24 protein-coding genes are annotated in these 23,234 nt (G+C 28.1%); 14 read left to right on the top strand and 10 right to left on the bottom strand.

Annotated features, from left to right (window positions below):
* Positions 1-8: 8 nt before the first annotated feature.
* From ruvC to bpSLO_RS00090, 7 genes are all read left to right on the top strand, one after another.
* Positions 9-488: a crossover junction endodeoxyribonuclease RuvC gene (ruvC, locus tag bpSLO_RS00120; RefSeq protein WP_038447978.1), complete on the top strand. Its 480-nt coding sequence runs from the start codon at positions 9-11 to the stop codon at positions 486-488.
* 78 nt (positions 489-566) lie between these two features.
* Positions 567-1,157, top strand: a complete 591-nt coding sequence (gene ruvA, locus bpSLO_RS00115; protein ID WP_025375082.1) for a Holliday junction branch migration protein RuvA — start codon at positions 567-569, stop codon at positions 1,155-1,157.
* A 54-nt stretch (positions 1,158-1,211) separates the two neighbouring features.
* Positions 1,212-2,255, top strand: coding sequence for a Holliday junction branch migration DNA helicase RuvB (gene ruvB / locus bpSLO_RS00110; RefSeq protein ID WP_025375081.1), 1,044 nt, complete (start codon positions 1,212-1,214; stop codon positions 2,253-2,255).
* On the top strand, positions 2,245-3,282 hold the full coding sequence (gene queA / locus bpSLO_RS00105; RefSeq protein WP_025375080.1) for a tRNA preQ1(34) S-adenosylmethionine ribosyltransferase-isomerase QueA: 1,038 nt from the start codon (positions 2,245-2,247) through the stop codon (positions 3,280-3,282). Before ruvB ends, queA begins: the two co-directional genes overlap by 11 nt.
* A gap of 68 nt (positions 3,283-3,350) precedes the next feature.
* Positions 3,351-5,015 carry a diphosphate--fructose-6-phosphate 1-phosphotransferase gene (locus bpSLO_RS00100; RefSeq protein ID WP_025407541.1) on the top strand — a complete coding sequence of 555 codons (1,665 nt, stop codon included), beginning with the start codon at positions 3,351-3,353 and terminating at the stop codon, positions 5,013-5,015.
* A 4-nt stretch (positions 5,016-5,019) separates the two neighbouring features.
* Positions 5,020-5,517: a hypothetical protein gene (locus tag bpSLO_RS00095; protein ID WP_025375078.1), complete on the top strand. Its 498-nt coding sequence runs from the start codon at positions 5,020-5,022 to the stop codon at positions 5,515-5,517.
* Positions 5,518-6,498 carry an RluA family pseudouridine synthase gene (locus bpSLO_RS00090; protein ID WP_025375077.1) on the top strand — a complete coding sequence of 327 codons (981 nt, stop codon included), beginning with the start codon at positions 5,518-5,520 and terminating at the stop codon, positions 6,496-6,498.
* On the opposite strand, the gene bpSLO_RS00085 is transcribed toward bpSLO_RS00090, so the two are convergent.
* Positions 6,495-7,463, bottom strand: a complete 969-nt coding sequence (locus tag bpSLO_RS00085) for a YitT family protein (RefSeq protein ID WP_025375076.1) — start codon at positions 7,461-7,463, stop codon at positions 6,495-6,497. The two genes, bpSLO_RS00090 and bpSLO_RS00085, sit on opposite strands and share 4 nt — an antisense overlap.
* 128 nt (positions 7,464-7,591) lie before the next feature.
* Between bpSLO_RS00085 and bpSLO_RS00080 the strand changes: the two genes are divergently transcribed.
* Positions 7,592-7,981, top strand: coding sequence for a rhodanese-like domain-containing protein (locus bpSLO_RS00080; RefSeq protein ID WP_025375075.1), 390 nt, complete (start codon positions 7,592-7,594; stop codon positions 7,979-7,981).
* Positions 7,974-8,594: a uridine kinase gene (gene udk / locus bpSLO_RS00075; protein ID WP_025375074.1), complete on the top strand. Its 621-nt coding sequence runs from the start codon at positions 7,974-7,976 to the stop codon at positions 8,592-8,594. The genes bpSLO_RS00080 and udk overlap by 8 nt, the downstream gene beginning before the upstream one ends.
* On the opposite strand, the gene priA is transcribed toward udk, so the two are convergent.
* From priA to cdaA, 7 genes are read right to left on the bottom strand one after another with little or no spacing between them, the layout of a single operon-like run.
* Positions 8,591-10,567: a replication restart helicase PriA gene (priA, locus tag bpSLO_RS00070; RefSeq protein ID WP_025407542.1), complete on the bottom strand. Its 1,977-nt coding sequence runs from the start codon at positions 10,565-10,567 to the stop codon at positions 8,591-8,593. The two genes, udk and priA, sit on opposite strands and share 4 nt — an antisense overlap.
* Positions 10,560-11,138 carry a hypothetical protein gene (locus tag bpSLO_RS00065; protein WP_025375072.1) on the bottom strand — a complete coding sequence of 193 codons (579 nt, stop codon included), beginning with the start codon at positions 11,136-11,138 and terminating at the stop codon, positions 10,560-10,562. The genes priA and bpSLO_RS00065 overlap by 8 nt, the downstream gene beginning before the upstream one ends.
* Positions 11,131-11,868, bottom strand: a complete 738-nt coding sequence (gene truA, locus bpSLO_RS00060; protein WP_025375071.1) for a tRNA pseudouridine(38-40) synthase TruA — start codon at positions 11,866-11,868, stop codon at positions 11,131-11,133. Before truA ends, bpSLO_RS00065 begins: the two co-directional genes overlap by 8 nt.
* The gene (locus bpSLO_RS00055; RefSeq protein WP_025375070.1) at positions 11,869-12,717 is read right to left on the bottom strand and encodes a DUF2225 domain-containing protein; all 849 of its coding nucleotides are present in this window, start codon (positions 12,715-12,717) and stop codon (positions 11,869-11,871) included.
* Positions 12,718-12,720: 3 nt separating this feature from the next.
* Entirely contained in the window at positions 12,721-13,098 is a 378-nt protein-coding gene (gene acpS / locus bpSLO_RS00050) for a holo-ACP synthase (protein ID WP_025375069.1), read from the bottom strand.
* Position 13,099: 1 nt separating this feature from the next.
* Positions 13,100-14,095, bottom strand: a complete 996-nt coding sequence (locus bpSLO_RS00045) for a CdaR family protein (protein WP_025375068.1) — start codon at positions 14,093-14,095, stop codon at positions 13,100-13,102.
* Between the two features lie 3 nt (positions 14,096-14,098).
* On the bottom strand, positions 14,099-14,869 hold the full coding sequence (gene cdaA, locus bpSLO_RS00040; RefSeq protein WP_025375067.1) for a diadenylate cyclase CdaA: 771 nt from the start codon (positions 14,867-14,869) through the stop codon (positions 14,099-14,101).
* Positions 14,870-14,947: 78 nt separating this feature from the next.
* Here cdaA and bpSLO_RS00035 point away from each other — a divergent pair, with 78 nt between their 5' ends.
* The 3 genes from bpSLO_RS00035 to trpS all read left to right on the top strand — a co-directional run bounded on the left by bpSLO_RS00035 (position 14,948) and on the right by trpS (position 18,033).
* On the top strand, positions 14,948-15,805 hold the full coding sequence (locus bpSLO_RS00035) for an HAD family hydrolase (protein ID WP_025407543.1): 858 nt from the start codon (positions 14,948-14,950) through the stop codon (positions 15,803-15,805).
* 96 nt (positions 15,806-15,901) lie between these two features.
* Complete coding sequence (locus bpSLO_RS00030; RefSeq protein WP_025407544.1) at positions 15,902-16,975, top strand: AI-2E family transporter; 1,074 nt, start codon at positions 15,902-15,904, stop codon at positions 16,973-16,975.
* A 2-nt stretch (positions 16,976-16,977) separates the two neighbouring features.
* Entirely contained in the window at positions 16,978-18,033 is a 1,056-nt protein-coding gene (gene trpS, locus bpSLO_RS00025) for a tryptophan--tRNA ligase (RefSeq protein ID WP_025407545.1), read from the top strand.
* A gap of 70 nt (positions 18,034-18,103) precedes the next feature.
* Here the strand turns inward: trpS and bpSLO_RS00020 are convergent, their stop codons facing one another.
* Positions 18,104-19,897 carry a phosphoglucomutase gene (locus bpSLO_RS00020; RefSeq protein ID WP_246989698.1) on the bottom strand — a complete coding sequence of 598 codons (1,794 nt, stop codon included), beginning with the start codon at positions 19,895-19,897 and terminating at the stop codon, positions 18,104-18,106.
* Between the two features lie 154 nt (positions 19,898-20,051).
* Here bpSLO_RS00020 and bpSLO_RS00015 point away from each other — a divergent pair, with 154 nt between their 5' ends.
* Together bpSLO_RS00015 and bpSLO_RS00010 are read left to right on the top strand one after the other, a co-directional pair.
* Positions 20,052-21,506, top strand: a complete 1,455-nt coding sequence (locus tag bpSLO_RS00015) for a UTP--glucose-1-phosphate uridylyltransferase (RefSeq protein WP_025407546.1) — start codon at positions 20,052-20,054, stop codon at positions 21,504-21,506.
* Complete coding sequence (locus bpSLO_RS00010) at positions 21,469-22,536, top strand: glycoside hydrolase family 3 N-terminal domain-containing protein (RefSeq protein WP_025407547.1); 1,068 nt, start codon at positions 21,469-21,471, stop codon at positions 22,534-22,536. The genes bpSLO_RS00015 and bpSLO_RS00010 overlap by 38 nt, the downstream gene beginning before the upstream one ends.
* Positions 22,537-22,593: 57 nt before the next feature.
* On the opposite strand, the gene bpSLO_RS00005 is transcribed toward bpSLO_RS00010, so the two are convergent.
* Positions 22,594-23,127, bottom strand: coding sequence for a hypothetical protein (locus bpSLO_RS00005; RefSeq protein ID WP_246989695.1), 534 nt, complete (start codon positions 23,125-23,127; stop codon positions 22,594-22,596).
* Positions 23,128-23,234: the final 107 nt, after the last annotated feature.

The raw sequence follows: 23,234 nt of genomic DNA, 5'->3' as shown, positions 1-23,234 counted from the left end.
AGTTGATTATGAGAATATTAGGTATTGATCCTGGACTTGCAAATGTTGGATGGGGAATTTTAGATAGGAAAGGTAGTAGGTACATGTATGTTCAAGATGGAACTGTCATAACTCATCCTTTTATGTCTTTGAAAGATAGATTAAAAATAATTTCTGATGAAATTATTTTTATTATTGATAATTTTAAACCTGATGTTGCAAGTATTGAGAATATTTATTTTGCTAAAAATAAAAAAACAGCTATAAGTGTGTCTGAAGCTCGAGGAGCTATTATTTTAACTTTTGCTTTGAAAAATTTAGATTTTTATGAGTATACTCCAATACAGGTCAAGAATTCAATTTCTGGTTTTGGTAGAATTGAAAAAGTACAAGTAAAATATATTATTCGTATTTTACTTGGGATGAAACCCGATTTTGTTTTTACTAGTGATCATAGTAGTGATGCATTAGCGCTTGCAATTTGTCATGGTAATTATCATATTTTGTGAAATTTAATGAAAGATATGATAAATAATTTGGATATAAATAAGATAAGCTTGAGTTTTTATGTATTGTAGTTTAAGTCTATGATCAATAAGATTTGTGGTAAAATTGTAGAGAAAAGACAGTCTAGTATTGTCATTGTAGCACTTCCCTTTGAGTTTGAGATTTTAGTTAGTTCTTTTTGTAATGCAGAATTGGGGTTGCAAGAAGATGTTGAAATATTAACTTATCTTCATCTTCGAGAGGATGAAATTAGACTTTTTGGTTTTTTAAATGTATCAGAAAGAGAAGTTTTTGAAAAACTTATTAGTGTTGATGGAATAGGTCCAAAAGCGGCTTTAAGGATATTATCTGGAATAAAATATAATGAATTTAGAGATGCAGTTGAAAGGGAGGATGTTAAGCTTATTTCTAATGTCAAGGGCATTGGAAATAAAATGGCGGGCAAAATCTTTTTAAAACTTAGGGGGAAACTTATTAAAGTTAATGAGGCAAATTCAGGTGTATTGAAATTTAAGGAGCTTGAACAATCAATTGTTAATATGGGCTTTGATAGAAAATTGGTTGCAGCTGCTATTAAGGAAATTATGCTTATTGATGAATTTTTAATGTTGAGAGAAGTTGATCAAGAACAATTTTTGTTTAGAGAAATTTTAAGAAAGCTTTCAGGTTAGATTTTAGATTTTTAGAGGCTTATAGTGAGTATTTATTAAAGAGAGGGTGATTAGATGGATTTTGGAGGAGGACCTAAGTTTTTAAGTTCTGACAAGAATTTTCTGTATGATAGAAATGAGAGTGAACTTAGGCCAAAATCCCTTAAAGATTTTGTAAGACAATCTCATATTAAAGAAAATTTAGATATTTTTATAAAGGCATCTAGAGATAGAAATGAAGCACTTGATCATGTTTTTTTAAGTGGTCCCCCAGGGCTTGGGAAGACTACTCTGGCTAGTATTATTGCTTTTGAAATGAATACTACAATTAAGATGACTTCAGCTCCAGCTCTTGATAAGCCAAAAGATATTGTTGGTATTTTAACGACTCTTGATGATAAGAGTATTTTATTTATTGATGAGATACATAGACTTAAACCTGTAATAGAAGAGATGCTTTATATTGCTATGGAAGATTATAAGATAGACTGGATAATTGGACAAGGTCCTGCTGCAAGGACTGTAAGAATGCCAATTCCTAAATTCACTTTAATTGGCGCTACTACAAAGCCGGGGAAAGTGGCGTCACCGCTTTATGCGAGATTTGGAATTGTATTTAGATTTGATCTTTATAATGAAGATGAACTTGTGAAGATAATACAGAGAAATTCGATTATTTTAAATGTTAAATTGGAGAATAAAGCCGCCTGGCTTCTTGCAAAAAGTTCAAGAGGAACTCCTCGTGTAGCAAATAGGCTTTTAAGACGGATGAGAGATTTTGCACAAGTTGGTGGTTATGGCTTGATTACAGAGGGTATTGTGAGTTCTGGACTTGAAATGTTAAAAATTGATCATAAAGGACTTGATGAACAAGATAGAAATATTTTAAGGAGTTTAATACTGAAATTTAAAGGTGGACCTGTTGGTGTTGAAACTTTAGCAATTTCTGTTGGCGAGACAGCAGATTCTCTTGAGGATTTTTACGAACCCTATCTTATTTTAAAGGGTCTAATTGAGAGAACTAGCAGAGGACGCAAGGCTACTGATTTTGCATATTTTCATCTAAATTTGAATAAAAATAATCATGATGACTTAAATAGTGGAAAAAATGGATACTAAAGAATTTTATTTTAATCTACCATGTAAGTTAATAGCACAGTATCCAAGTGAGCAAAGAGGCTTGTCAAGATTAATGGTGCTAGATTCTGGAAATCAGAAAATTTATCATAATGATTCAATAAACGATATTTTTAAGTACATTAATAGCAATACTTTTTTAGTGTTTAATGATTCAAGGGTTAGGAAATCGAGAATATATGCCAAAACGGAGCATGGAGGTAGTATTGAGTTTTTAATTCTAGATAGATTGGCAGGGGATAAATTTACATCTTTAATTTCTAAGGCTAAAAAACAGAATATTGGCACAGTCTATATGTTTCCTCAAGGTTTATTGGCTCAAATAATTTCAAAGACAGGTAATGAATTTATAATTAAATTTAATAAGTGTGTGAATGAGTCTTATTTTGAACAGCATGGACTTATTCCTTTGCCACCTTATATTAAGAGAAACTATGATAGAGAGGATGAGGAGCGTTATCGAACGATTTATTCAAAGTATATTGGTTCATCAGCATCAGCTACAGCGGGATTACATTTTAGTGAGGAACTGTTTTCTAAATTGGATGAAAATAATATTGAATACGATTTTATTACACTTCATGTTGGGCTTGGTACTTTTCTTCCTGTAAGAACTAAGACAATAGAGGAACATAAAATGCATTTTGAAAGTTTTTCAATAAAAAATTCTGTAGCGCTTAGACTTGAGGAGGCAAAGGCTTTAGGTAAGAAGATTTTGGCTATTGGAACTACTACTCTTAGAGCATTAGAATCTGCTTATGATAAGCAAAAAGGATTTGTGAGAGGTGAGCAAAAAACTAATCTTTTTATTTACCCAGGGAAGGGGTATGAATTTAAGTTTGTTGATATGCTTTTTACAAATTTTCATACACCAGAATCAACTCTTTTAATGTTAGTCTCTTCATTTGGTGGTAAGGATTTTGTATTTAGTGCTTACAGGGAAGCTGTAAAAATGAATTATAAATTTTTCTCTTATGGTGATGCTACTTTATTTTTAAATCATATGTAGATATTCATGGTTAATTATTTTACTATTTATTTAATAATAATTAGATACATCTTGAAAGGAGAAGGTATATGATGTCAGTTTTTCAAAAAGAAAGATATAAATATATTCCAAAACTGCCGAAAATTTTAGAAAATGATTTTCAAAATATTAGTGTGGTTTTTGGTGAAAAAACAGAGGCCCTTGGAGATAGAGATGCTTTAAGAGAAATTTTTAAAAATACTTATGGGCTTCCAGTTGTAAATTTTACCCAAGGTTCTTCAAATGTGGATTTTACAAGGGTTTTAAATGTAGGAGTAATTCTCTCTGGTGGACCTGCTCCTGGAGGGCATAATGTTGTTGCTGGCATTTTTGATGCGATAAAAAAATCTAATCCGAATTCAGAAATTTTTGGGTTCAAAGGTGGACCTTCAGGTTTATTAGATGATAAAAAAATTGAGATTACACAAGATTTAATAGATTCTTATAGAAATACAGGAGGGTTTGATATTGTATCTTCTGGTCGAACTAAAATAGAGACCGATGCTCAGTATGAACAGGTTTTGTCAGTTGTTCTTAAAAATAATCTTAATGCTCTTATTGTTATTGGCGGAGATGATTCAAATACCAATGCGGCTTTATTGGCAGAGTTTTTTAAGAAAAAACATCATGATATTCAAGTTATTGGTGTCCCAAAAACAATTGATGCTGATTTGAGGAATGCACATATTCAGATTTCATTTGGATTTGATTCTGCTACTAAGACTTATTCTGAAATGATAGGCAATTTATGTCGTGATGCTATGTCAACTAGGAAATATTGGCATTTTGTCAAGCTTATGGGAAGAAGTGCATCTCATGTTGCTCTTGAGTGTGCATTAAAGACACATCCTAATATCTGCATTATATCTGAAGAAATTTTAGCAAAGAAGAAAACTTTATCGGAGCTTATAAGAGACATAACTTCTGTTGTAGTAAAACGTTCTTTGAAAGGATATGATTTTGGTGTTGTTGTAGTTCCTGAAGGTGTTATTGAATTCATTCCCGAAGTTAAATCTTTGATGATTGAGTTGTGTAGTATATTTGATAGTAATAAAAGTGAGTTTAAGGGTTTAAATGTTGAAGATATACGAAAAAATTTTATCTCTAAGCTTAGTGGTTATATGAGAGAAGTGTATGTATCTTTGCCTTTATTTATTCAAATTGAACTTGTAAATTCTGTTTTAGAGAGAGATCCCCATGGGAACTTTAATGTATCAAGAGTTCCTACTGAGAAACTATTTATGGAAATGGTTAATATTAGATTAGAAGAGTTGAGAAAGCTTGGTGAATATAGTGGTAAATTTGTTCCTATTGATCATTTTTTTGGCTATGAGGGTAGAAGTGTTGCTCCTTCAAATTTTGATAGTGATTATTGTTATAGTTTGGGATATAATGCTGCAATACTTGTTTTAAATGGCTTAACAGGTTATATGTCTAGTGTTAAAAACTTAAATAAGAATGCTACTGAATGGCTTGCAGGTGGAGTGCCTTTAACAATGATGATGCATATGGAAGAGAGATATGGTGTTGCTAAACCCGTTATTAAGAAGGCTCTTGTTGATTTGAAAGGAGCACCTTTTAATGAGTTTGTGAAGAATCGTGAAGAATGGGCAGTTAATAATCTATATGTTTTCCCAGGACCTATTCAATATTTTGGTGTTTCCGAGCTTGTTGATGAAGTTACTTTAACATTGAAATTAGAATTGGAAAATTAAAGTATTGATGATTAGATTTTTGCTTTTGCTTTTTAATGTTTTTATTCTTTATTCAAATTCTTTGGATTATTCTAAATTTGAGTTGGAATATTTAAATTATAAATTTTCGCTGCGAGATAAAATTTCCTCCAGCGAAAATAATATTGATTTTGGTAGTGAAGTTTTTGTGAGGCTTGAATCTAATGATGATTTTTTTTATAAAGATGTTCAAGAAAATAAAGATTTAAACATAGAAAAAACTATTAATTCTAATTGGGGTAAGAAATTATTTAGGTTTTCAGCAATAAGTGTTGGCACTTTCCCTATAGCGTTATTTGTAGGTTTGTATTGTTTTGATTTGTCTTATTATTTTAATAATATGGATGGAAAAAATTTTCCATATCCTTTCTCAAGTGGTTTTGAGCTTTCAAAAGATGAAACTTTTAAAAAATTTATGATTTCAGCGTCAGCTGGGTTAGCAATATCTTTAATAATTGCCTTGATTGATTGTTTTAGTTATTAGATGAAAAAATTTCAAAAAGAGCTTATTGTAAGGAAAGATTCTAAAAGACTGGATATTTATTTGTCTGAAGATTTGTGTCTTTTTACTAGAAGTCAAATTAAGAAAAGAGAGGTGAAAGCTTTTAAATATCATGATGGTATTTTTGTTGCAATAAAATTATCAAGACCCGTTTTTGTGGATGATAAAATATTAATAGAGTTTAATGAAGAAATTAATTTAAGGGAATATGTAAGACCTTTGAATTTGCCTATTAGTATTCTTTATGAAGATATAAATATCATTGTTGTGGATAAACCTCAAGGTATTTTAAGTCATCCTGGTATATCTAACTTGGAGAATACTGTTGTAAATTTTCTTTTATACCATATCTCGGGCTTAAGGGATAATTTTCAGGAGGATAAAATTAGACCCGGAATTGTGCATCGGTTAGATAAAGAAACGTCTGGTGTGATGATTTGTGCTAAAAATTTGAAAACTTTAAATTTCTTGTCTAGACAGTTTAAGGAAAGATTTGTTAAGAAAGTTTATATTGCAGTTGTTAAAGGCATTTTTAAAATTGATTCTGGTATTATTGAGACTTTTATAGATAGAGATAGACATGATAGAAAAAGATTCAGCGTGCATGAGAATAGGGGAAAGAGGGCATTAACTGAGTATAGAGTATTGGCTAATATAGGCAATTATTCCTTGGTAGCTCTAAAGCCTAAAACAGGACGTACTCATCAATTAAGAGTTCATATGAAGTATTTAAATCATCCAATATTAGGAGATAGTATTTATGCTAGATTGGATAAAGAGTTTAAAGAAATATCTTTGATGCTTCATGCTTTCAAACTTGAAATTAATATTAAAGAAGGTCCTTTGAAAAAATTTATTTCAGCATTTCCACAAAGATTTATTGATTTTTTATCGATATTTTATGATAAAGAAACGTTAAGTATGCTTGTTAATGATTGTATTGTGTTTTTAGATAAGTTTTAAGTTGTAGTATCGTATTTATTTGTAATTTGTGATTCAATAATTTTTTTTCCACCAGTTATTTCATTTGTATTGAGTACTGTAATAAAGCAGTTAGGGTCAACTTTTTGAGAAATATATTTAATTCTGGACATACGCATTGTAGGAACTACTATGAAAACTATAGTTTTATCGTTTCCAGCCCAAGCACCTTTTCCCTCAAGTAGTGTAGCTGCTACTTTTAATTTATTGGTAAGCAAATAAGATATTTCTTTTCCTTTATCTGAGATAATAAGGATTGCTTTTTGATTACCAAATCCTGTACTTGTCTTATCCGTCATTATAGCTGTTACAAATGAAGCAATTAAGGTGTAAAGGGCAATTTCAATATTGAAAAATGCTGCTGCAATTAGTAATACTGCAAGGTTAAAGAGGAAATTTGTAGTTCCAATACTAATTGAATATTTTTCTTTAATTATCATGGAGACAATGTCTGTACCACCTGATGATCCCTTTGCTCTAAAGATTAGACCAAGTCCAAGACCTGATATGAGACCTGCTAAAATTGATACAAGTATCATATCGTTTATTTGCATTTTGTATTGTAAAAATTGTGAATAGTTGACTATTAGTGAGTATAAAGCCATTGCGATCCAGCTTTGAATTACAAATGTTATATTTAAGAACTTGATTCCAATAATGAATAATGGAATGTTTAATATGAATATTGTAAGTCCTAGATTAAAGTTTAAGAGGTAATGCAGCATAAGTGCAATTCCTGCAATGCCACCACTTAAAAGTCCGTGTGGTATGTATAAAATGTTTGTGGATATTGCCATTAAGAGTGAACCAGTTGTTATTTGCAATGTGCTAATTAGTATTAATTTTGGATCTTTGAGGATATTCTTTAGCTGTTTTCTCAGTATTTTTAATATAATGAATTTAATTTTTTGTTTTATTCTAGTCCATTTATTCCTTTTTTTTTTCATTTTTTTGTTACTTACTCTTTAGCATAAAATCATTGATTTACTTGAATTTTATATTAATTTTACTAAAAAACAATTCAATTTGATTGCATTTATTTCTTTTTTTTTGATATTATTGTTTTATAAAAGATATGATGGTTAGTTATATAAAGCTTATATGTTTAATAGTTTTTCTATTTTTTTATATTTGGTTCTTTATTGTTTTAAAGATGAAAAGAACTAACTTGGTTTTACTGGAAAAAATTAAAAATGGTGCAAAAATATTAGATATTAGATCCCCTAAAGAATATAGTAAATCTCATTATGTAAAATCAATCAATATTCCTTTTAAGGATTTGTTTGCTAAAAAAGATAAGTTAGGTAATGTTGAAACCCAAATAATAATTTATGGTAAAAGTTTTAACAAGTCTATTGAAGCTAAGAAAATTTTAAAAGGATTAGGTTTTAATAATGTATTTGTTGCAGGAACTTTAAAAAATATGCCTAAATTGCCTAGTTCTAAAGAAGAGGTTAATGGTTAAGATTATCGGAATAACAGGTGGATCTGGGAGTGGAAAAACTACAGTTGTTAATAAAATTAGTGAAGTTATTCCTGAATTTGTTCTTATATCGCAAGATAATTATTATAAAAGTGTCGGTGATTATGAATATGAGTTTTTAGATGTTAATTTTGATCATCCAGATGCTTTTGATAACAATTTGTTTTATGAGCACTTAAAAAAACTAAAAGAAAATAAGTTAATTCATATGCCTCTTTATGATTTTGTTAATCATAAAAGAAAAGATGAAACCGTTGAAATAGTTCCAACCCCTGTTGTTATTGTTGAAGGTATTATGATTTTTGTTGAAGAGAGAGTGCGCAATTTGATAGATTTAAAGATATATATTGATACGCCTAATGATATTAGATTTATTAGGAGACTTGAACGAGATATATCTAAGAGGGGGCGTACATTGGAATCCGTTATTGAACAGTATTTAAGTACTACTAGGGCAGGATATTATAGGTTTATTGAACCTACTAAGGAATATGCTGACCTTATTATTCCTGAAGGAGGACATAATGATAAAGCTCTTTATGTTCTTTCATCTTTCTTAAAGACTCTTGGGCAAGAGAGTTCAGGGTTTTTTTAAAGCAATGAAATTGGGTAATAATCTATTTCAATGTACGTATCTCTTGTTAATTTTATTTTTTCTTTTGTGTGACGTATTAGCTTTTCAAGTAAATTGAATGATTTTGATAAATATATTATATTATACCTATAGTATTTGGATATTTTTGACATGGGTGCTTTTGATGGGCCTAGATATTCGATCTTATCATTTAATAACTCTTTAGATATTTCAAAAAATTCTAAACATTTATGTCTAGCAGCTTCTTGTTTTTTGCTTCTAACTACTATTCTAATAATTTTTTTAAAAGGAGGGTAATTTAATTCTTTTCGGATTTTTATTTCTTCTTTATAAAATTCTTCATATTTACCCTCATATGCGTATTTTATAGGATAATAGTCCGGATTTTTTGTTTGAATAATAATTGTGTTATCACTTTGGAATCTTGCAGCTCTGCCTAGTACTTGTGAAATTATTGCAAAAATTCTTTCACTGCTTCTAAAATCAGGTAAACCCATTCCAATATCTGCATTAATGATACCTAGTGTTTTAATCTGTTTAAAATTAAAACCTTTTGCAATGATTTGTGTTCCAATTAAGATATCTAATTGTCCATTTTCAAATGCATTTATTGATTGAATAATTTCTTTTTTATTAAGATCGGAGTCTGTTCTTGCTATTCTTGCATTCGGCAAGAATTTTTTTAATTCTGTTTCAATAAATTGAATCCCATATGTTTTGTATATGATGTCTTGTGAGTTGCAATTAGGACAATTGTTTATTATGTTTGTTTTGTAATTACAGTAATGACAGATGAGCTTATTTTCGCTTTTATGGTAAATTAAATTGAAAGAACAATGTGGACAGTAAATTATATATCCACAGATCCTGCATTCAAGTGTTTTTGAATATCCTCTTTTATTGATAAATATTAGTGCTTGTCTTTTATCAATTAAACTTTTTTGTATACTGTAAAGCAATTCTGAAGATATTATTTGGCGTTCTTTTTTCATATCTATTATTTTAAGTTCTTTAAATGTTCTGTCAAAAAATTTATTTTTTAAAACCATTTTTTTTATCTGATTATTTTCCATAGCAAGATATGCTTCAAGTGATGGCGTTGCACTTCCCATTACAAATTTGGCATTAAATGTGCTTTGTAGAAAAAATCCTATGTGTCTTGAATGAAATCTTGGAGTGTTTTCAGATTTATATGTGTATTCATGTTCTTCATCCATTATTATTAACCCTAAATTCTTAAATGGCAACATTAATGCGCTCTTAACACCAATTATAATTAAATTTTCTCCATTCTTGACTTTATGCCATATTAAGGTTTTCGTTGAATTTGATACTTTTGAGTTATATTCATAGACTTTATTTGTTCTTAGATTTGATTTGATCCTTTTAATTATTTGATAGCCCAGAGAAATTTCGGGAATTAAGAAAATTATTTGTTTTTTTTGTTCTAAATAGTTTTCGCATAGTTTGATAAATATTTCTGTTTTTCCAGAGCCGGGGACACCAAATAAGTAAAATGTATTTTGTATGTTTGATTCAATAATTTCTTTATAAATATTATTTTGTTCTTCATTTAATTGAATGGCTAGTTTATAGCTTAAATTTTTATTGTCATTATTTTTTATTTCTTTATTTGAAGTTGAAATTTTAGGTAACCCACAAAATAGAGTTTCTCCAAAACCAGAAAATGTTTTTTGACTAATCCAGTGTGCAAGATTGATGTTATGTTCTATTATTATTGCATTCTCGTCAATGACTTTTATTATATCTTTTATTTCAAACTTGAAATTTTCCTTAAGTTCTTCCTTAGCATATCTTTTAATTATGATTCCAATTGTGTCTTTTCCATTAAAATTTGTTATTACTCTTATTCCTGTTTCTAATTTTAAGTTGTACTTATAAAAAAAAAGTCTATTTACGGGAATATTAAACGCAATTTCATAGTAAAAATTGTGTTTTGAGCTTTTATCCATATTTTATTATACCTTTTATGATTTTTAAGTCTTGCCAGATTTCTTTCTTGAGTGCTGGATTTGTTACTTGATTTGTAGGGAGATATGTAAATACTATTGGAATTCCTTTAAAGTTTAATTCAAATCCTCTCACAATTTGAATTCTTAAGTGTTGGTTTAAGAATAATGCTACTTCTTCACATGCAAGAATTGCTTTAGGTTGTTGGTTGTTAATCTCGAAGGTTAGAGTGTTAGGATTATCTATTATTTTGTAATTTAATATTTTAATACTCTCACACCATTTTTTTACTATTATTTTTGCATTTTGATTTAGATATTTTTTATCTATATATACTATTAATAAACCTTTTTTGTCATTTTTATTTATTTTGTATCCTATTGATTTTATTGATCTATTATTTTCTTTTATATCTTTTTGTTCTGTGTGTTTTAAAATTTTTATGTTTCTAGCTTTGATTATTTGATTTTTAAGTTTCTCAAATTCTTCTTGTTTGCTATAAATATTTTCTGATATATTGTTTTTAAGTCTTCTGAGAAGTATCAATTTTTTAAGCAATTTGCTTTTATTCATAAAAAACCTTATCTAAAAATAAAGCTTTAGCAGGTGCTGTTTTTCTTGTAAGTTTTCTATTTTTTGAGTTTAAAATTTTTTTAAAAGTATCAACAGGTTCATTTTTTATCTCTATATCGATCATTGCTCCTACTATTGATCTTACCATTTTCCATAAAAATGAGGAGCCTATTATTTCAAAGATTATAAATTTATTTTTTTTCTTAAATCTAGCAGAATAAATTTCTTTCAATTTTGAGTTTGTTTGGTCTCTTATGCATGAAAAGGTAGTAAAATCGTGTATACCAATTAGCATTTCAGCCATTTCATTTAGTCTATTAATATTTAATTTTTTCTTTATATAATAAGCCTGATATCCTTCCCAAGGATAGTGGTTTTCATTGTTGAGTATGTAATAGCTATATTTTCTTCCCTTGGCATCAAATCTAGGTTGAAATTTATCTTCTACGTACTTTAATTTTATTATTCTAATATCGTCCTTTAATAGGGAATTGATTGCTGTCTTTAGATTTTTAAGCTTAATATTTATTTTTATATAAAAAGATATTATTTGTCCTCTTGCATGCACTCCTTTATCTGTTCTGCCTGCTGAATGAATTTTAATCTTTGTTTTACTTATTTTCTCTAATACTTTTTCAATTTCTCCTTGAATTGTTGGTTTTTTTGGTTGGATTTGAAATCCATAATATAGCGAACCGTCATATGTTATTTCTGCAAGTACTTTTTTCATTTATTTAAAAGTTTTTATTTCGTTTGAAATTTTAAAATAAACTTCTTTTATTTTATCTAAAAGTATTGAAGGTTTTTCTTTTGATGATTTTCCCATTCCGGTTATTTTAGATAGTAGAGTTTTTATGTCAACTAATTGATTGTATCTGTATTGTTTATCTTCTTTATTACCATAAAAATATTCTAGTAAACTTGAGAGGTATAGAACACTGTCATATCCATAATTTTTATCTGTATCAGGACCAAATACTATTTCAGCGTTAATTGGTTCTGAATTATTTTGCTCTTTTTCGATTGTTAATTTATAAAGATATGCTGCTTTATGATAAAATATTTTTTGCAAATAGTTATAGTTTTGATTTGGATATTCTTTGTCTAGATCTTCAAAGATCCAGGCCGATCTTATTGCACATTTTGCTTGATTGAAAGTTGGATTATGAGTTTTATCCAGATGTTCATAACACATTATGGCAAGTATATAACTAGCAGCTCCTTCTTGAAGTCTTCTTGGTTCATTAAAGTTTAGGTTGTCTTCAAAAATTGATTTTATTTCTTTGCGTTCATCAGTACGGATGATTAGAATTTGTTTTATTTTATTGTTGATAAGTGTTATTGCATTGAACTCATTTGGGAAAGCAGCCAGATAACAATTGGGACATACTGTTATTGAATATATCCTGGGATAAATATTGCCATATTTTTCATTTTTTATATACTCTCTCTTTAAATCAACTTTTAACTCTCCAGCTATTAATCTGCTACTTCCTGTTAATAGTTCTTCTTTCCTAAATTTGTGTTTGCATAAAGGACATTCAATTTCGTATTTTGTAAAATATGATATTTTTTTCATAAATTAATTCTCTACTATTACAAACGCAATAGCATACTCCCTTTCATGTGAAATTGTCAAGTATAATTTTAGATTCATTTGGTTAATCAAAGTTTTAATATCATTGTGTAATTGGAATATTATGTTACCTTTTGGTAAGCTTATAATTTCAATATCTTTAAGTGAATATTTTATTTTGATATTTATTAGTGGGCTTAGCGCTTTGATTAATGATTCTTTTGCTGAAAACTTGCCAGCTAGACTTTCTAAAACCCCTTTTCCTTTCATTTCTGAATTTTCAATTTCTCTTTGTGTAAAAAATCTTTCTAATTTTTTTCTATTTTGTAAAAAACTATTAAATCTTGTAACTTTTATTATATCACATCCTATTGATTTCGTCATTTTATTGCTCTGTTGAGATTACTTCAATCTTTATTGTTTTGGGTTCATATTCATACACTTCTATGCCATGAGTATTATTTTTAAGTATTATATCTGTGTTAATATTATAAATTCCAGGAGTTGCAATTTGACTTAAATCAAGATTGAGATTAATATTTTTGTTAGCTATATGCATTTTAATTATCTTTTCTGAGAGTCCGCTTCTTATCTTAATAAACATCTCATTTTCTGGGTCTAAGATTTTTTCTTTATTTTTTATTTCCAGTCCATTTTTTAGGTTATTGAAAATTAAATTGGGGTTTTTTATTGTTGTATGTATGTATTTTTTACCTAGTGTAATGTTGACTATTACGTGATTTTTGTCAAGCGTTATTAGTGGGTTTGGAGAAATTACTTCCAAATGTTCTGAAATAAATACAGTATTTATATCGAATTCTTTTATTTTGGTTTTGATTGAGTTTATTGTCTTGATTACTTTTTCAGGACCATGTATTTTTAATTTTTCGGGTACTATATTATATTTGGCAATGAAATATTCTCCTTTACCCTCTTTTTCAAGTAATTTAAATTTGGGTTCAACTTTGACTAATTTTGAGATTTTTTTATCAAGGTTTAGTATAATTTTATTTTTTGAAAGCTTATATTCAACAATAGGTATGGAATTAAAGTTTTTGATCTTTATTGGCAGTTCATATTCCCCGGCTTCTTTGATGTTATTAGCTTCAACTAATAAGGTTATTCGGTCAAGGTCTAAATATTTTAAGTCTTTTTTATTGATTTTGACTGTAAGTAACATTTTATTAAAATCAGGTATTTTGCCTAATGTAACTTCATCTTCTAATAAAATATTAAATTTTTTTTCTATTGTGATTGATTCTATACTATTAAAGTAAGATGTCGTGAACATAATAATGGCTATTAGGATAGAAATAGCTTTATTTTGCCAATCTTCAAATAATAATTTTATTATATTCATAAATTTTTTAGTTATAATCATTATTCATTCTATTAATGCAAGATTTAATTTTTTTTTGATTTCATTTAAGCTTAAATTATATTCTAATTTTCCATTTTGTGTGAGAGAAATAGAACCAGTTTCTTCAGATGTTATTATTGTTATTGCATCTGAATTTTCAGAAATTCCAAGCCCTGCTCTGTGTCTTGTTCCAAAGGTTTTGCTGATAGATTCGACATTAGATAGTGGTAGAAAAGAACCAGCATAAACTATTTTATTATTGCTAATTATGACTGCTCCATCATGTAAAGGTGTTTCATAATCAAAAATTGATATTAGTATTTCATTAGATACAATGGAATCTAATTTTATGCCTTTATTTATTATTTGATCTAATTGTATTTTTTTTTCTATGCAGATTAAGCTACCAGATTTATTTTCTGATAAATGCTTAACTGTTTTTATTATCTCAATAATAGTTTTGGTAGTTTCTTCTTTGTTGTTTGCAAGTTTAAAAGATAAATTAAAATTTCCAATTTGCATAATTATTTTTTTTATTTCTTGATGAAATAGTATAAGCATTGCAATTGGCAATATGTTTGCTATGTAATTTAATAGCCAATTTATTGTGTATAAGTTGAAATAATAAGACACGATACCAATGGATGTAATGATGATCATTCCTTTTAGTAAATTTACAGAATAAGAATTAATGACATTTTTATAGATATAATAAACTAAAATGCTGATTAAAGTTACATCTAATACTTTAGAGAAAATATCTTTTATTTGATTTATACTATTTATATCTATCATAATCATTTTTATTCAATATATTTATAGTTATATATATTGTAATACAAGTTAATGTTAATTTAAATTTATTTTTTGTTTATGGGTAAAAAAGAAAAGATTATAGCTTTGATATTTGATTTTGATGACACTTTAATTTATGGTAATATGCAACAGGTACTTTTTGATGAGTATAATGTTGATGCTAGTTTATTTTGGGATGAAGTTAAAAAATTATCTATTACTTATAACAAAAATCATTTTAATATCATTGCTAATGAAATGATATATTTGTCACATTTTTTAACATATGTCAAGGAAGGTATTTTTAAAGGCTTAAATAATAAAATATTATTTGAATTGGGCTCAAAATTGAGATTTTTTGAAGGAGTTCTTTCTTTGTTTAAAGAAATCGATGAAATAAATCGAAGTTTAAAGAAATCAGATACTGTGATAAATATTTATATTGTTTCAAGTGGTTTTAGGCAGATGATTTTGGGCAGTAGTATTGCTCCATATGTTACTAAGGTTTGGGCTTGTGAATTTATAGACACATACCTTATGCCTTTTTATCAGAATTTAGATAATAAGTTTTCAGGAAATGTTGTTTTAAGTAGCGTATGTTATTTTGTAGATCATACAATAAAAACCCGGGTAATTTTTGAGCTAAATAAGGGATCTTATGATAAAATTAATAAGAGGATTCCTAAAGGTAGAAGAGAGATTCCTTTTGAAAATATGTTTTATATTGCAGATGGTTTTAATGATATTCCAGCCTTTGAAATTTTGAATAACAGTTTAAATCATTATAAAAATACATTGACGGTTTATCATGGAAATGATGAAAATGCTAAGAGGCTGGTTAAAGAGAAAAGAGTAGGGGATTTAGCGGAAGCTAATTATAGTAAGGGAACTAAGTTATATAATTGGATAATGGAAAAGATTCATTTAAATATATGAATTGATTTTAAATTTTGACAAATGTTCGTGAGTGAGTCTTGACTCTGTTTTTAAGTATTTTTCATAATTATTAAGATATATTGAAGGAGAAGTGAGATGTCTTTAGAGCTAAAACCAACTGATAGATTAAAGTTTGTTAAATTACAGTCTGTGTTTTATGTTGTAGCTTTGATTGTAATGTTAATTGCTATTTTAAAAATAGCACAAACAATATTTAAACCTTTAGCTATTGCAGTGGTTCTTGGGTTTTTGGTATATCCCATTTATACTTTTCTTAAAAAACTAAAGATTCCAAGAGTTTTAATAGTTTTTATAATTTTTTTTGTTCTTTTTTTATTTTCTTATTTGGTTTTTAGTTTTGTTTATTATAGTGTTACTGTCTTAATTGATCAATTACCTTATTATCAGAAGCAGTTAATTTTTATTATGGTAGATATTCTTGAAAAATATAAGTTAGATAGTTCTATTATTAGCAATATAGATTTTTCTAAATATATTTATCCTTTTTTAACTCGGATATCTAATGAGATTATTGGATTTGCAAGCAGTTTGGTTGTGTTATTTTTATTGTTGTATTTTTTACTATCAGAAATACACATTTTTGATATAAAAGTTAAAAATGCTTTTAAACAATCTGTTTCGAGTATATTTATTGAGGCTTTAAGTACAATAAATAGTCAAATTAGTAAGTATCTGGGAATAAAGCTCTTTGTTAGTTTTCTTACAGGGTTTTTAGTGTTTATAGGTTTAAAGTTGTTTGGACAAGATTTTCCTCGTGTATGGGCCGTGCTTACATTTGTTTTTAATTTTATTCCAAGTATAGGTTCAATTTTGGCAGTTTTTTTTATTATGATAGCTGCTTTAGTACAGTTTTATCCTAATTTAAATTTAGTTTTTTATATATTTATATATAATACATTTGTTCAAATGTTGATTGGGAATATTCTTGAGCCTAAGATGCAAGGACATAGACTTGATCTTTCTCCTTTTTTGCTGCTTTGTTTTCTTTTCTTTTGGGGATGGCTTTGGGGCATTGTGGGACTTTTAATAGCCTATCCTTTTACAGTAATTATAAAAGTAATAGTAGATAATATAGCGTGTTTAAAACCTTTTTCTGTGTTTTTAAGTGGTTCAAAGATCTTAAGTGTTGATAATAATAAGGAGCGTTAAGTTTGCATAGAAAAGTTATGCTTACAGGAGATAGACCTACAGGTTCTCTTCATTTAGGGCATTATATCGGGTCTATTGTTAATAGATTAAAGTATCAGGAGGAATATGAGACTTATATTATTATAGCAGATTTGCATACTCTTACTACAAAACCAGATTTAAAAAGCATTAATGAAATATCTGTTAATGTTAGAGAAATGGTTTTGGATTATTTGGCTTGTGGGATTAATCCTGAAAAAGTTAATATCTATTTGCAATCAGCTATACCTGAGCTTTTAGAATTAAATTTAATATTGTCAATGATTGTGATGGTTAATCGTTTGCAAAGGATTCCTAGTATAAAGGATATGAGTGCTGCTGCTGAACTATCTGAGGTTCCTTATGGACTTTTGGGTTATCCTGTTCTTATGAGTGCGGATATTTTGATGACAAAGGCTAATTTAGTTCCAGTTGGACGTGATAATGAGGCTCATGTTGAACTTACAAGAGAACTTGCTAGGAAATTTAATTATCTTTATGGAGATTTTTTTCCAATTCCTGAAGCTGTCTTTACAGATTCTCAGACTCTTGTGGGAATTTATGGCAAGGCTAAGATGAGTAAAAGTCTTGGTAATGCGATATTTTTAAGTGATGATGAAAAATCATTGCGTAAGAAAGTTATGTCTATGTTTACAGATCCGAAAAGGGTGAGAGCAGATATACCAGGAGAAGTTGATGGTAACCCTGTTTTTATTTATCATGACCTTTTTAATAGTAATGTTGATGAGCTTTGTGAGTTTAAAACTAGGTATAGGAAGGGTACAATTGGAGATGTTGAAGTTAAAGAGAGGCTTTTTGAGGTTTTAAATCAATTTTTAATACCAATTAGAGAGAGAAGAAAATTTTTTGAAGCTAAAAAAGGTTATATTGATGAAATAATATTTGAAGGTACAAGTAAAACTAGAAAAGTTGCAGTAGAAGTTATAAAAAATGCTAAAAATTTAATGGGGATATCAAAGACGTGGCATGGAGTGAGGAAAAATGTAGAGAAAATTTTAAAAAATAATCTAAGTACGTAGGTTGTACCACATCATTAACTATAATAAATCAAGTTGTTTTAAGTTTTGTGTCATCATTTATATATGTTAATTAGATTAAAGAGTTAGCCGAGTGTATTAAATCTGTATGAAAATCTAAGAGAGGATATAGTAAATCATTATGTTCAGATATGACCTCACTTAATACTCTAAATATTGGTTCTGTTTTTGAACCACGGAACCATAAACTAGCAATTATTTCATGTTTATTATTTTTAAATAAAACTTTAAGCCCCCCTGATGAGTCACCTGTTCTAGAGATGTTTTGCTTGATACCCTCATAATTTATAATTTCATAATTATGTATTGGTAATTTGTGTAATACGGTATTATTATTGTTGAATTCTTTTTCTAATAATTTTTCGTAGTTGGTTTTTAGTATTTCTTGATTTTCTACTTTTATTTTAAGCATGGCTTTTTCTGATGATACTTCTACATTGCTATAAAAATTGATTGTCTTTAATATATCCTCAAGAGTGTAGTGTTCATTATATGAATTCTTAGATATTGAGCACCATATTTTGTAAAGATTTTTAATTTTAAGCAATTTTATGATGCTAAAGAGAGTTGTTAGTGGGTCTCTTACTTTTGAAGGGTATGTAATATTTCCTCCATTTGATCCTTCTCCCAAAATTTTTACTATTAATCCTTTTTTACGTAAAAGGTCAGCCATTTCTGTTAAGTTAGCTTCACCAACCTCAACTCTATAAACTTTTGTGTTGTTAAATAACGAGGCTATTTTTTCAATGTTTAGTGAGGTTGCATCATTAACTACGACAGCTAAATTGTCTTTAATTCCCGTATGGTAAAGGTAGCTAAGCTCTGAGAGTACTGAGAGTGCAAATATTTTTTGTGGTGTAATGATACTTGCTTGTTCTTTTTTTAAAATTGCGACCAAATTGCCTCTGTCTCCATCACAATCAGGGACATATCCTAACTTGAAAGAATTGTCATTCTTAAATTTTTGTTCTAATATTTGTTTACACATGTTTAAAGATGCCCCCTCAGGAGTCATCCCATGCTTAAAGATACCAATTTCTGTGTTATAAAATTCCAATTTTATTCCCAAAGATTCAATCATTTCCCTATCAATTGAGTTAATGCGAGAACTACCATTCATCTCTCCTATGATTCCTATAGGTTCTTTTTTGATAGTTTTTTTTAGTATGTCAATATTTTTTTGATTATGTGTGTCTGAATATATTATTTGCTGCATTAATGACTTATATGAGTTATAAGATTGTGTTTTATGTCTAGCCTGTGAGGTGATAATTGCTTCATATGTTTTTAAGTGCAGAGCATTGGTATTAAACTTTTGTAAGCTTGTTATTAGATTGTTTATTAAAGTTTCATTTTCAATGTTGGATCTGATCTGACATATTATTTTCTTTATTTCATTTGAATTTAGCACGCCTCCATCATTTAATCCAATTTTAATGCCATTATATCCTGTAGGATTATGACTGGCAGAAATGTATATAAATCCTTTTGAATTTTGATGTTCTTTTGTATAAGCTAAGATTTCTGGTATTGGGAGTATTCCAAAAAAATTTACACTGTTATTGTTTAAAATTAAGGTTTTAATTATAATCTCTGAGATTATAATTCCAGTTGCTCTTGAATCTAATCCAACATTGATATATTTTTTTGGTTTATCTTTAAAATAATTTGATATTGTAAGGGTTATAAGAGCAACCAATATTTTGTCGTCATCATTGATTTCATATTCTATTGAATTTTCATTTTTTGATTTTGCAAATATCTTTCTAAATCCTGAAGGAGAAAGTATCATTTCATTAATAGCGTCTCTTAGATTTGTCATATTTAATATATACTTTTTTAGCATCTTTTCCCCTTCATTAGTATATTTTAATTTAATATTTGCCTTTATTTATAGTACTATGATTATAGTAACATATTCTATTACAATAAGCATTATTGATGGTGCTTCTTATAATATGTTAATTTTTGTTTACCTTGTCTTCAAATGAGGTTTTGGTATGTATGAAGTAATCGATGAAAATTTTTCTAAAAAAATGCTTGATATGCTTAATATGCATAAACTTAAAACTTTAAGCATATCTGTTAAGAATTTTCCTGATGAGAGTCATGGCAGTATTTTAAGTCTTGCTAATAATTCTGTTAAATTCAAGTTTAAAAAGGAACTTGTTGAACATAATTTGAAAAAATATATTGATGATTTTACAAAGTTTTCGGTTTCATCAGAAAGTAATTTTTATGTTTTTACTGGTGATGATTTGGAGAGACTAGGGTTATTTCTTTATCCTTATCTCTCGTTTGGTATTTTAAATGGGGGTTCTGCGACTAGTTATTTTGATATACTGAAAAATAACGATTTTAATGAGGAATTGTATTCTTTATATGAAGATAAAATACTTGAAGCCAGGAGTTTTTTTGGGCATTTGCCAAAGGGAATAACACCTGCATATGTTAATAGGGATGGTAGTTATGGATTTTCATTTTTAGCATTAAAAATACGACATCTTTTAATGCTTTCTAAGAGATATTGTGAGATTTATGGTAAGAGTGTTAAGCCTTCGATTTTTCAGATGACAAGTTTTAAGACTTATAAACCGATTTCTAAATTTTTAGATAATATTTTTGATGATAATTTGATTAAAGATTTGAATTCTTGTGGTTTTCAAAGGGCAGATATTTTGACAGCGATTCAGCCTTTGGTTTATTGTTATAATAAATTAGATGATGGTCAATATGAATATTTTAGCTATTGTAGTAATGGCAAGAGAACTTTTTTGGCTTTACCCGCTGGTCATGGTCAAAATTTTAAAGTTTTAAGAGATATTTATTTAAAACTTTATAATTCTGGAAAAAAATTTGTGTACATTGGTAATGTTGATAATATTGGTTTTACTGTTAATTTACAGACTCTTGCCATAATGGCTATAACTAATAGTTCTTCTGGCTTTGAATTTAGTATTAAAACCCCACTAGATACAAAGGGTGGGGTTTTAGTCTTGGATGATGATAATAATTTAACATGTGTTGATATTGGTAGTGTTATTTCTAAAGAAGCTGTACTTAAAGCTGAATGTAGAGGTGATAGGATTTTGTTTAATTGTGCTACAGGTCTTTTTAATTTAGAATATTTGATAGAAAATATGGATAAAATAATATCAGATATGCCTATGAGAATTATTGAACAGGATAAAGAGATTGGTAGATATACTGCAATTGAGCAAATAACTTGGGAAGTTATAAGAATATTAGATAATCCATTAATTTTTGAGGTCAATAGAGAAGATAGGTTTCTTCCTGCAAAATTATTTGTTAATACGCTTATTATGAGTAATTACATGAATGATAAAATTTCGGGTACTATTTCTGATATTGCTAGATATTTAAATTATGCTCTTAATAATGCATTGAAGAATAAATATGATTTGGTATTTAGGCAAGGTAAGTGGGATGTTTAGATTTGTGTTATTTGGTCTTTTGTTGTCTAGTTTGGTTTTACTAGGCTCCATTCCTGATATAGATTATGATTATTTTGAAAATGATAAATTTGATCTTGTAGATATTGATGAATTTTTAGGAAGAGTTAATGTTAATAACATTTTGAGGGGACGTTGTTTTTTTATTGGCATTAGGAATGTTGCTAATCCTAGTGCTGTGCAAGCACTAAGTAAAGAAGACCTTGATAAACTAAGAGAGATAAATCCAGTAGGAATTATTTTATTTAGAGAAAATTTTAAGGATGCACAACAAACTAAAGAGTTGATTGAAGAGATAAAGAGACATCTTGGTTCTGACATATTGATTGCTGTTGATGAAGAAGGAGGACTAGTTAGTAGAGCTAGTGAGAATAAAAAATTGGGAGTTTATAATTTTCCTGCTATGGAATCTGTTGGAAAGACCGGAGATTCTCAGCTTGCATATAAGATTGGTGAAATTCTTGGGAAACAGCTTAGACGACTTGGTATTAATGTAAATATGGCACCTGTAGCAGATGCTAAATTTTCTCCAAAGAGCCCTTTAGGTAGCAGAACTTTTGGGTATTCATCTTATAATATTGGTCTTATGGTAGAGGCATTTATTGATGGGATACAAAGGGAAGGTGTGTTTGCTGTGGTTAAACACTTTCCTGGACTTGGAGGCACAAAAGTAGATACCCATAAAGATTTAGCCTTATTACCTTATAGTAAAAATTTTTTAATGGTAAATAATTTTATACCATTTCTTTTTGGAAAGGAAGCAAAATTTATTATGCTTGGGCATGTACTTGTTCCTAAGATTTCCGGAGATGTAAGTAGTATGTCAAAAGATATTGTAGATATTATAAGACATAATCTGAATATCTTTAGTATTATCATGACAGATGCATATGATATGGGTGCAATTGTAAATAATTTTAGTTTGGGGCATGCGATTAAGAAATCACTAAATTCAGGTATTGATGTTGTGCTTATTCCAGAAGGGTTTAAGAAACTTAATGTAGAAGAATGAATATTTTTAATTTTGTATAAAGGAAATTCTTATTAACAATAATCAGTATTGTTATGATTAGATAGGAAAGGTAATAGCTATATCGACTAAAAAATACTCACGTAGAGAAGAAGAAAATGTAGAGAGGATAGAGAATAAATTATTAATTGGAATGTTAAGTTTAACAGAGACAAAAGGTAATACAGGGAAAAGAAAAGCAGAGATATTATTACCAGTAATAATGGAAGTTCTAAGGGCTATAGGTAATTGAGTACCTACTAAGATATTGATAATGAAAGAATATATGTGTATTTGATATTTCAATATATAAAGAGAAATAGATAGAGTAAAATAGACATTTGAGAATGAAGTTGGATCGTATGGATAAAAGTGAATGGGGATGATATTGAAATCAATCCATTCATTGTAAGTTATGGTTATTCCAATGAAAGCGTAATATTTGTAATGTTGATTATAAGAAGTTAAATTTATATAATTGTGTTGAATGATACCTATTTGTAGTGGTTTTATATTTTCATTATTAAATTTTTCACTCCATGCATGGGTATATATTATTAATAAGTGTAGTGATATAAGTATTGAATTTTTCATTGTGTGTGTAAGAAATTGTAACATGTTATTAAGGAATAAAGAACGGTTTTTTCTTATGGATGGAAGGAAGGTAATAATAATATTTTATACTATTAACAATTAAACTA

It is taken from the genome of Borrelia parkeri (assembly GCF_023035815.1).
Taxonomy (GTDB): domain Bacteria; phylum Spirochaetota; class Spirochaetia; order Borreliales; family Borreliaceae; genus Borrelia; species Borrelia parkeri.
Note: the sequence above shows the minus strand (reverse complement) of the source record. Positions and strands in the feature narration are given on the sequence as shown.

Excerpts from the sequence above, each read along its gene's own strand:
- ruvC (WP_038447978.1), top strand. The coding sequence starts at position 9 with ATGAGAATATTAGGTATTGATCCTGGACTTGCAAATGTTGGATGGGGA.
- ruvA (WP_025375082.1), top strand. The coding sequence starts at position 567 with ATGATCAATAAGATTTGTGGTAAAATTGTAGAGAAAAGACAGTCTAGT.
- ruvB (WP_025375081.1), top strand. The coding sequence starts at position 1,212 with ATGGATTTTGGAGGAGGACCTAAGTTTTTAAGTTCTGACAAGAATTTT.
- queA (WP_025375080.1), top strand. The coding sequence starts at position 2,245 with ATGGATACTAAAGAATTTTATTTTAATCTACCATGTAAGTTAATAGCA.
- bpSLO_RS00100 (WP_025407541.1), top strand. The coding sequence starts at position 3,351 with ATGATGTCAGTTTTTCAAAAAGAAAGATATAAATATATTCCAAAACTG.
- bpSLO_RS00090 (WP_025375077.1), top strand. The coding sequence starts at position 5,518 with ATGAAAAAATTTCAAAAAGAGCTTATTGTAAGGAAAGATTCTAAAAGA.
- bpSLO_RS00085 (WP_025375076.1), bottom strand. The coding sequence starts at position 7,463 with ATGAAAAAAAAAAGGAATAAATGGACTAGAATAAAACAAAAAATTAAA.
- bpSLO_RS00080 (WP_025375075.1), top strand. The coding sequence starts at position 7,592 with ATGATGGTTAGTTATATAAAGCTTATATGTTTAATAGTTTTTCTATTT.
- udk (WP_025375074.1), top strand. The coding sequence starts at position 7,974 with ATGGTTAAGATTATCGGAATAACAGGTGGATCTGGGAGTGGAAAAACT.
- priA (WP_025407542.1), bottom strand. The coding sequence starts at position 10,567 with ATGGATAAAAGCTCAAAACACAATTTTTACTATGAAATTGCGTTTAAT.
- bpSLO_RS00065 (WP_025375072.1), bottom strand. The coding sequence starts at position 11,138 with ATGAATAAAAGCAAATTGCTTAAAAAATTGATACTTCTCAGAAGACTT.
- truA (WP_025375071.1), bottom strand. The coding sequence starts at position 11,868 with ATGAAAAAAGTACTTGCAGAAATAACATATGACGGTTCGCTATATTAT.
- bpSLO_RS00055 (WP_025375070.1), bottom strand. The coding sequence starts at position 12,717 with ATGAAAAAAATATCATATTTTACAAAATACGAAATTGAATGTCCTTTA.
- acpS (WP_025375069.1), bottom strand. The coding sequence starts at position 13,098 with ATGACGAAATCAATAGGATGTGATATAATAAAAGTTACAAGATTTAAT.
- bpSLO_RS00045 (WP_025375068.1), bottom strand. The coding sequence starts at position 14,095 with ATGATTATAACTAAAAAATTTATGAATATAATAAAATTATTATTTGAA.
- cdaA (WP_025375067.1), bottom strand. The coding sequence starts at position 14,869 with ATGATAGATATAAATAGTATAAATCAAATAAAAGATATTTTCTCTAAA.
- bpSLO_RS00035 (WP_025407543.1), top strand. The coding sequence starts at position 14,948 with ATGGGTAAAAAAGAAAAGATTATAGCTTTGATATTTGATTTTGATGAC.
- bpSLO_RS00030 (WP_025407544.1), top strand. The coding sequence starts at position 15,902 with ATGTCTTTAGAGCTAAAACCAACTGATAGATTAAAGTTTGTTAAATTA.
- bpSLO_RS00020 (WP_246989698.1), bottom strand. The coding sequence starts at position 19,897 with ATGCTAAAAAAGTATATATTAAATATGACAAATCTAAGAGACGCTATT.
- bpSLO_RS00015 (WP_025407546.1), top strand. The coding sequence starts at position 20,052 with ATGTATGAAGTAATCGATGAAAATTTTTCTAAAAAAATGCTTGATATG.
- bpSLO_RS00010 (WP_025407547.1), top strand. The coding sequence starts at position 21,469 with ATGATTTGGTATTTAGGCAAGGTAAGTGGGATGTTTAGATTTGTGTTA.
- bpSLO_RS00005 (WP_246989695.1), bottom strand. The coding sequence starts at position 23,127 with ATGAAAAATTCAATACTTATATCACTACACTTATTAATAATATATACC.